The organism is Pseudomonas sp. Choline-02u-1, from assembly GCF_002836515.1.
GTDB lineage: Bacteria > Pseudomonadota > Gammaproteobacteria > Pseudomonadales > Pseudomonadaceae > Aquipseudomonas.
In genome coordinates this window covers 128,930-138,311 of the sequence record NZ_PJBC01000011.1, presented here as the reverse complement: position 1 = coordinate 138,311, position 9,382 = coordinate 128,930, and the positions used below count along the sequence as shown (strand labels likewise).

The 9,382-nt window shown below is 60.6% G+C and carries 3 protein-coding genes; all 3 read left to right on the top strand.

What is annotated here, in order from left to right:
- The first annotated feature begins 92 nt into the window (after positions 1-92).
- The 3 genes from recC to recD are packed head-to-tail and all read left to right on the top strand — an operon-like array spanning position 93 to position 9,333.
- Positions 93-3,545, top strand: coding sequence for an exodeoxyribonuclease V subunit gamma (recC, locus tag CXF97_RS09405; protein ID WP_101158195.1), 3,453 nt, complete (start codon positions 93-95; stop codon positions 3,543-3,545).
- Entirely contained in the window at positions 3,542-7,228 is a 3,687-nt protein-coding gene (gene recB / locus CXF97_RS09400; protein ID WP_101158193.1) for an exodeoxyribonuclease V subunit beta, read from the top strand. The genes recC and recB overlap by 4 nt, the downstream gene beginning before the upstream one ends.
- A complete protein-coding gene (gene recD, locus CXF97_RS09395) occupies positions 7,225-9,333 on the top strand; it encodes an exodeoxyribonuclease V subunit alpha (protein WP_101158191.1) in 2,109 nt (702 codons plus the stop codon). The genes recB and recD overlap by 4 nt, the downstream gene beginning before the upstream one ends.
- The last annotated feature ends 49 nt before the right edge of the window (positions 9,334-9,382 follow it).

The window sequence follows — 9,382 nt, the reverse complement described above, 5'->3', positions numbered from 1 at the left end:
CTTACAGCCTTTGCAGACGTCATCCGGCTGCCACAACCGGCCGACAATGCTAAGGTTCTGCCTCAGCTTTTGTGTTTTTCCAAGGAATCCATATGTCGGACGCCCAGTCCCTCAACGCTGCATTCATGGTGGTTCAGAGCAACAGTCTCGATGAACTGCGCAGCCTTGTGGTCAGCATCATGCGCCGCTACCCACTGGCACCCCTGGAAAACGAAATCGCTCTGGTGCAAAGCAACGGCATCGCTCAGTGGCTCAAGCTGGCACTGGCCGAGGATCCTGAAGAAGATGATCTCGGTGGATGCGGTATAGCTGCGGCAATTGATGTGCAATTGCCCGGCAGTTTTATGTGGCAGCTCTATCGCATGGTGCTGGGACGAGAAGAGATTCCGGCGAAATCACTGCTCGATAAAGCCCCGCTGACCTGGCGCCTGATGCGCCTCTTGCCACAGGTAATCGACCGCCCACATTTCGAACCGCTGCAACGCTTTCTCACCCACGACAGCGATCTGCGCAAGCGCTATCAATTGGCAGAGCGTCTGGCCGATTTGTTTGACCAGTATCAGGTGTATCGGGCCGACTGGCTGGAAGATTGGGCGGAAGGCCGGCATCAACTGCGCAATGTCAGAGGTGAAATCAAGCCGCTGCCGCCGACCAGTTGCTGGCAGGCAGAGTTGTGGCGAGCACTGCTGGATGATGTCGGCGAACAAGGTATGGCGCAGAGTCGTGCTGGGGTACATCAACGCTTCATGGAGCGCATCAACACACTCGACAAGGCACCGACGGCGCTGCCGCCGCGCGTGATCGTCTTTGGTATTTCTTCGTTGCCTGCGCAGGTTCTTGAAGCACTCGCCGGTTTGGCGCGCTTCAGCCAGGTACTGCTTTGCGTACACAATCCTTGCCGCCATCACTGGGCCGATATCGTCGCCGACAAGGACCTGCTGCGGCATCAATACAAGCGGCAACAGCGCAAAAGTGGAATGCCCGTCGTGCTTGATGCCGAGACCCTGCATCAGCACGCACATCCGTTGCTGGCCGCTTGGGGCAAACAAGGTCGCGACTATATCAACCTGCTCGACAGCTACGACGACCCCAACAGCTACCGTGCAGCCTTTCGTGACGGCCGCATCGACCTGTTCAGCGAAGCCCAGCCCCACAACATGCTTAATCAGCTGCAGGATGACATTCTCGAGTTACGTCCACTCAACGAGACACGCGATCTCTGGCCAGCGGTCGATGCGACGCAGGACCATTCAATACGCTTTCACATCGCCCATAGCGCTCAGCGCGAAGTCGAAATCCTGCACGATCAACTTTTGGCGCGTTTCAGCGCCGACCCACAACTGCGCCCCCGCGACGTAATTGTCATGGTTCCTGAAATCGACAGCTATGCGCCGCATATCCGTGCGGTGTTCGGTCAGCTTGATCGCCATGATTCGCGCTTCATTCCGTTCACTTTGGCAGACCAGGGCCAGCGTGGACGCGATCCTTTATTGATCGCGGTCGAGCACCTGCTCAAGTTACCCGACAGCCGTTTCCCGGTCAGTGAGATCCTTGACCTGCTCGATGTCCCGGCCCTGCGTGCTCGCTTTGGCGTAGAGGAACGCGACCTGCCAACTCTGCATCGCTGGATCGAAGGCGCCGGTGTGCGCTGGGGCATGAGTGCCGAGCAACGGGCCGGTCTCGGTTTGCCTGAAGAGCTGGAGCAGAACAGCTGGCATTTCGGCCTGCGCCGAATGTTGTTGGGCTACGCCGTCGGCAGCGCTGAGGGATGTGCAGGCATCGAGCCTTACGATGAAATTGGTGGGCTTGATGCTGCCCTGATCGGGCCACTGGTTGCACTGCTGGATGCCTTGGAAATCGCTCATCAGCAACTCACGCAACCGGCTCAACCGAGAGAGTGGGGGCTGCGCTTGCAGGCGCTGATGCAGGTATTTTTCCAGGCCAGCAACGAGCACGACGACTACCTGCTGACCCAACTGGAAGAACTTCGCGAAACCTGGCTCGGCACCTGCGAGGCGGTCGGTTTGATTGACGAGTTGCCACTGACTGTCGTTCGCGAAGCATGGCTCGCCGGGCTGGATCAGGGGCGTTTGTCGCAACGATTCCTCGCCGGTGCGGTGAATTTCTGCACCTTGATGCCGATGCGCGCCATTCCTTTCAAACTGGTTTGTCTGCTGGGCATGAACGACGGTGATTATCCCCGCGCGCAGCCACCGCTGGACTTCGACCTGATGGGCAGCGATTACCGCCCGGGCGACCGCTCGCGGCGGGAAGATGACCGCTATCTGTTGCTTGAAGCGCTGTTGTCCGCACGCACTCAGCTCTATATCAGTTGGGTCGGTCGCAGCATCCGCGACAACAGCGAACGACCTGCCTCAGTGCTGATCGGCCAGTTGCGCGATCACCTCGCCAGCGGCTGGCGTTCAGTCGATGCGAGCCAGGATCTGCTAGAGGCGCTGACCGAAGAACACCCTTTGCAGCCTTTCAGCGTCCGCTATTTCCACGAAGGCGAGCAACTGTTCAGCTATGCCAGCGAATGGCAAGTGTTGCATCAAGAGGAAGCGCAGCAAAGCGAGGCGCGGTTACTTGAGCCGTATGTTCAAGAGGATCCGCTGACGCTGGCGTTGCTCCAGGATTTTATGCGTAACCCGGTTCGACATTTTTTCACTCAACGACTCAAGGTCTATTTCGAGGCCGCACAAGCGCCGTTAGCCGATGAAGAACCATTCGTGCTGGACGCGTTGCAGCGCTACACGCTGAGCGACAGTTTGCTGGAAGCCGCACTCAGCCAGCCGCACGATGTCGATCAAGCGCTGCAAGCCCGAGCGCTGCGTCTGCAAAACAGCGGTTTGTTGCCGATGGCCGGTTTTGGCGAGTGTCTGCAACGCGAGTTGATCGAACCGCTGCCGGATCTGCTGCAGCGGTATCAACAGTTGCTGACGTTATGGCCGACGCCATTGAACAGTGCGATCCCGGTCAGTTTCGACTTGCGGGGTTTGCGTCTGGAAGGCTGGCTCTCGAGCCTGCACCAACGAGCCGATGGCGGCCTGCTGTCAGTCACGGCCATTCCAAACAGCATCGGCTCGATCAAAACACGCAAGTGGCATCGGCTGACCAAACCTTGGGTCACCCATCTGGTCGCCTGCGCCAGCGAACATGCGTTAACCACGGCATTGGTGGCGAGTGACGACACTTTGTTGCTGGAGCCAATGGAGCGCGACCGAGCGCTGCATTTGCTCGGTGACCTGCTTCTCGCCTGGCAATCCGGCATGCGCCAGCCCTTGCCGATTGCGATAAAAACCGCATTCGCCTGGCTGTCGCAATCTGATCCGGTCAAAGCCGAAGCCGCTGCCCGAAAAGCCTACGAAGGTGACGGTCAGACCAGCGACGGCGAGCGTCGTGAAAGCCCGGCGCTGCTCCGGCAATATCCCGACTTCGGAGCCCTGTCAGCAGACGAAACCTTCACCGGTTGGTGCGACGCGCTGTACCGCCCGTTATTCGAAGCGCCCTGGCGTTCCTTGTCCAGCGAAGGCGCACGCCCATGAGTACGAAGACACCGTTGGCTCTGGCATTCCCGTTGCGCGGCAGTCAGTTGATCGAAGCAAGCGCCGGCACCGGCAAAACCTTTACGATCTCGGCGCTTTATCTGAGGCTGATTCTCGGCCATGGCGGCGAGACAAGCGGTTTCGGACGCGAGTTGCTGCCGCCGCAAATCCTTGTAGTCACGTTTACTGACGCTGCCACCAAGGAGTTGCGTGAACGTATTCGGACACGCTTGGCCGAGGCCGCGCGTTTTTTTCGTGACGAGATTCCCGCGCCTGACGGACTGGTTGCCGAACTGCGCGATCAGTTCAACCCGCCGCAATGGCCGGGCTGTGCCAACCGCCTCGATATCGCCGCGCAATGGATGGACGAAGCCGCTGTCTCGACCATCCATAGTTGGTGTCAGCGCATGCTGCGCGAGCATGCGTTCGACAGTGGCAGCCTGTTCACGCAGTCGCTGGAAACCGATCACAGCGATTTGCTCGGCGAGGTGCTGCGCGATTACTGGCGGCTGTTCTGCTACCCGATGCAGGGCGATGCGCTGAATTGGGTGCGCAGCAACTGGGGTGGCCCTGCGGCGTTGTTGCCTCGCGTACGCGGCTTGTTTGCCACCGAGCGTGACACCGATGAAGGCAAGGGCCCGGCGGAGCTGATCGCCGAATGTTTGCTGGAGCGCCGAGCTGCGTTGGTCGAGCTGAAAATGCCTTGGCGTGACTGGGCAGACGAACTGCTTGTCCTGTGCCATGAGGGCGTCGCCAGCAAAGCCGTCGATGGCCGCAAGATGCAGCCGCGATATTTTGAGCCCTGGTTCGAGAAACTCAAGGCCTGGGCCGAAGACGAGTCCCTAGAGCAGTTGGACATTGGCACCGGCTTCACCCGACTGACACCCGACGGCATGGCCGAGGCATGGAAGGGCCAGGCCCCCAGTCATCCGGGGCTGGACGCCATGGCCGGACTCAAATCGAGCCTCGACGCTTTGCCGACGCCCGACGCTGCGGTTCTGCAACACGCTGCCAAGTGGGTGGGCGCGCGTTTTGAGGAAGAGAAGCGCCGTCGCGCGGAAATGGGTTTTGACGACATGCTGCTGCGCCTGGATGCCGCGCTGCAATCGGAGGGCGGCGAGCGCCTGGCGACGCTGATCCGCGAGCAGTTTCCGGTGGCGCTGATTGACGAATTCCAGGACACCGATCCGGTGCAATACCGCATCTTCGAGAGTATCTATCGCATCGAAGAGAACCACCCTGATACCGGCCTGTTCCTTATCGGCGATCCCAAACAGGCGATCTACGCCTTTCGCGGGGCCGACATTTACACCTACTTGCGCGCACGCCAGGCCACAACCGGCCGCTTGCATACGCTCGGCACCAACTTCCGCTCCAGCCACGGCATGGTCAAAGCGGTCAATCACGTATTCGAACGCGCCGAGTCCCGAGAGCAGGGGCGCGGCGCGTTTTTGTTTCGCGATAAAACCGGCGATAACCCTGTGCCGTTTCTACCGGTGGAGTCTCAAGGACGCAAGGAAACGCTGCGGATTGCCGGGCATGACATCGCGGCGCTGAACGTCTGGCTATTGCCCAGCGAGCAGCCGCTGTCCAGCGCAGTCTACCGCCAGCAAATGGCTGCAGCCTGCGCCAGTGAAATCACCAGGTTGCTCAATGGCGGGCAAACCGGCAGCGCTGGTTTCGTCCAGGCAGACGACTTCAGAGGTTTGCGTCCTTCTGACATCGCGATCCTCGTCCGCGACGGTAAAGAGGCCCAGGCCGTACGCTCCGAACTTGCCGCCAGAGGCGTGCGCAGCGTTTATCTGTCGGACAAGGATTCGGTCTTCGCCGCGCAAGAGGCGCATGACCTGCTGGCCTGGTTGAAAGCTTGCGCCGAGCCCGATGTCGAGCGTTCGCTCAAGGCCGCGCTGGCCTGCACCACACTGAACCTGCCGCTGATCGAGCTGGAACGCTTGAACCAGAACGAAATGGTCTGGGAAGCCCGGGTCATGCAATTTCGCGGCTATCGCGAGCTCTGGCGCAAACAGGGCGTGTTGCCGATGTTGCGACGCCTGCTGCACGATTTCCACTTACCGCACACTCTGATGCAGCGCAGTGATGGCGAGCGCGTGCTGACCAATCTTTTGCACCTTTCGGAACTGATGCAGCAAGCCGCCGCTGAACTGGACGGTGAGCAAGCGTTGATCCGTCATCTGGCCGAGCTGCTGGCAGTCTCCGGTCAGGCGGGCGAAGAGCAGATCCTGCGTCTGGAAAGTGACGAGCAACTGGTCAAGGTGGTGACCATCCACAAATCCAAGGGCCTTGAATATCCGCTGGTATTTTTGCCATTCATCTGCTCGGCGAAACCTGTGGATGGCAGCCGTTTGCCGCTGCATTACCACGACGCTTCAGGCAAGGCGCAGATCAGCCTCAAACCGACCGTCGAGTTGATAGCCCAGGCAGATGATGAGCGTCTGGCCGAAGACTTGCGTCTTCTGTATGTCGCATTGACCCGGGCGCAACATGCCTGCTGGTTGGGCGTCACTGACCTCAAACGCGGCAATAACAACAGCTCCGTGCTGCACCTTTCTGCGCTGGGTTACTTGCTGGGCGGCGGTGCCGGTCTGCGCGAATCCAGTGAACTGACCCACTGGCTGCAAGAGCTGCAGCAAGACTGCCCGGCCATCGGCATCGGCGAAATGCCTCAGCCCACTGACGAGCATTATCAGCCGCCGCGCACGCAAACAGTCCTGCGAGCCACGCTACGGCCCAAGCGCAAAGCCAGTGAAAACTGGTGGATCGCTTCCTATAGCGCTTTGCGCATCAGCGACGTATTGAGTGTCGGCAGCGATGAAGCACCGGACAGTCCGCAGGCGCAAAAGCTTTTTGACGACGAGCGCCTCGACCCCGATGCACCCCGAGAAATCGTCAGCGGTGGCGCCGATATTCACCGGTTTCCTCGCGGACCGAATCCTGGCACTTTTTTGCATGGTTTGCTCGAATGGGCGGGCGCTGAAGGTTTTGCGGTTACCCGAGAGGCGCTGGAAGATGCGATTGCCCGGCGCTGCAATCTGCGCGGCTGGCAAGGCTGGATCACCACGCTGACTGACTGGCTGCAGCATTTGCTCAAGTCGCCATTGCCGGTCACTGGAGGGCAACCGTCAGTGGTTCTTGAGCAGTTGAAGCAACACCGTGTCGAGATGGAGTTCTGGTTCGCCAGCCATAAAGTCGACGTGCTCAAACTCGACGAACAGGTGCGCCAGCACACCCACAATGGCGTTGCCCGCGTTGCGGCGGAGCCGGTGCAGCTCAACGGCATGTTCAAGGGATTTATCGACCTGACCTTCGAGCACGCCGGCCGTTATTACGTCGCCGATTACAAATCCAATTGGCTCGGCATGGATGAGCAGGCCTACACCGAACAGGCCATGGAGCAGTCGATTCTCGACAACCGTTATGACCTGCAATACGTGCTGTATCTGTTGGCGTTGCACCGCCAGCTCAAGGCTCGCTTGACGGATTACGATTACGACCGCCACGTCGGCGGGGCGCTGTATTTGTTTTTGCGCGGTACACGTGCAGAGAGTCGCGGCGTGTACTTCGTGCGTCCGCCAAGGGAGTTGATCGAACGCCTCGACCGGATGTTCCAGGGCAAACCCGAGCGCAGGTCCGAACCCGCCTGGGAACAGGGAGTCCTGCTATGAACCGCACCTTCGCCGATCTGCTGCCGACACCACTGGAAGCTGACAGTCTGTCGAAACTCTCGCCACTGACCCGCGCCGATGATTTGCTGTTGTTGCTGAGTCGTTGGGTCGAGCGCGGCTGGCTGCGCGCGCTGGACCGAGCCTTTGTCGCTTTCCTGCATGAGCTCGAGCCCGAGACCGATCCGCTGGTGCTGCTCGCGGCGGCGCTGACCAGCCACCAGCTCGGCCATGGTCATGTGTGTCTGGATCTGTTCGAAACCCTCAAGGCGCCGGATTTTGCATTGTCACTGCCACCCGAAGGCGATGTGCAGGGCGGTGTGTTGCTGCTGCCTTCACAACTGCTCGAAACGCTCGATGGAGCCCATTGGTGCAAGGTGCTGGCAAGTAGCTCGCTGGTCGCGCTGGCCGCTGATGCGAGTGAAACGGCGCAGACACGTCCGTTGGTGTTGTCCTCGAAACGCCTGTACTTGCGCCGCTACTGGACCTACGAACGCCGCATCGATGCAGCGTTGCGCCAACGCTTGTTGCAACAGGAGCCGACGCCGGATGATCTGCCGCAGCGTCTGGATGAATTGTTCGGCGGCGCGGAATCCGCAGCTGTCATCGATTGGCAGAAACTCGCCTGTGCTCTCGCTACGCGCAGCGCCTTCAGCATCATCACCGGCGGCCCGGGCACCGGGAAAACCACCACGGTGGTGCGCCTGCTCGCACTGCTGCAGGCACCGGCCGTCGAGGCTGGCCAGCCGTTGCGTATTCGTCTGGCCGCACCGACCGGCAAGGCCGCCGCGCGCCTGACCGAGTCGATCAGTCAGCAAGTGCAATCGCTGCAAGTCGCCGAAGCGGTGCGCGTGGCGATCCCCAGCGATGTGACCACCGTGCACCGATTGCTCGGCAGCCGACCGGGCACCCGGCATTTCCGTCACCATGCCGGCAACCGCCTGCCGCTGGATGTGCTGGTGGTCGATGAAGCGTCGATGATCGATCTGGAAATGATGGCGAACTTGCTCGACGCCATGCCGGCGCATGCACGGCTGGTGCTGCTGGGCGACAAGGATCAGTTGGCGTCGGTCGAGGCCGGGGCGGTGCTGGGCGATCTTTGCCGTGACGCCGAGGGCGGTTGGTACAGCCCGCAAACGCGGCAATGGCTGGAGTCAGTCAGTGGCGAGTCGTTGCTGGACAGCGGTTTGCATGAAGACCACGATGGCGCCCATCCGCTGGCGCAACAGGTCGTGATGCTGCGTCACTCGCGCCGCTTCGGCGAGGGCAGCGGCATCGGTCAGCTTGCGCGTCGGGTCAACCAGCAACTGGCCGAGGAGGCGCGACAGCTGCTCATCGCCGGCGGCTACGACGACGTGTATTCACTGCCGCTCAAAGGTGAGCACGATCACAAGCTCGAACGGCTGTTATTAGACGGTCACGGTAACGGCCCGCAAGGTTATCGCCATTATCTGAGCGTGCTGCGCGATCAACGCCCGCCATCGACGCGGACACTGGAGCATGCGGACTGGACCGATTGGGCGCGTGAAGTTTTACAGGCGTTCGACACGTTCCAGTTGTTGTGCGCCGTGCGCAAGGGCCCGTGGGGTGTAGAAGGCCTGAACCAGCGCATCACGACGGCGTTGCTCAAGGCGCGTCTGATCGAAAGCGATCAGCAGTGGTATGAAGGTCGCCCGGTGCTGATGACCCGCAACGACTATGGTTTGGGCCTGATGAACGGCGACATCGGCATTGCCCTGAAACTGCCCGAGAGTGAAAGCGCAGAGATTGGCAAAACTGTTCTGCGCGTGGCATTTCCTCGCAACGACGGTCAGGGCGGCGTGCGTTTCGTGTTGCCGAGTCGGCTCAATGACGTCGAAACCGTATACGCCATGACAGTGCACAAGTCCCAGGGTTCGGAGTTCGCCCATACGGCGCTGATCCTGCCGGATGCGCTGAACCCCGTGCTGACGAAAGAGCTGATCTACACCGGAATCACTCGCGCGCGGCACTGGTTTACCTTGATCGAGCCGCGTGCCGGCGTGTTTGAGGAAGCGGTGCAGCGCAAGGTCAAGCGTCTGAGCGGGCTGATGCTGGAACTGGAAGAGGGCGCCCAGCCTCAGGGATGAAGCGCTGGATGATCGGCAACGATTACTGACCAGTCGGTCAGGCGGGCGC

Excerpts from the sequence above, each read along its gene's own strand:
- recB (WP_101158193.1), top strand. The coding sequence starts at position 3,542 with ATGAGTACGAAGACACCGTTGGCTCTGGCATTCCCGTTGCGCGGCAGT.
- recC (WP_101158195.1), top strand. The coding sequence starts at position 93 with ATGTCGGACGCCCAGTCCCTCAACGCTGCATTCATGGTGGTTCAGAGC.
- recD (WP_101158191.1), top strand. The coding sequence starts at position 7,225 with ATGAACCGCACCTTCGCCGATCTGCTGCCGACACCACTGGAAGCTGAC.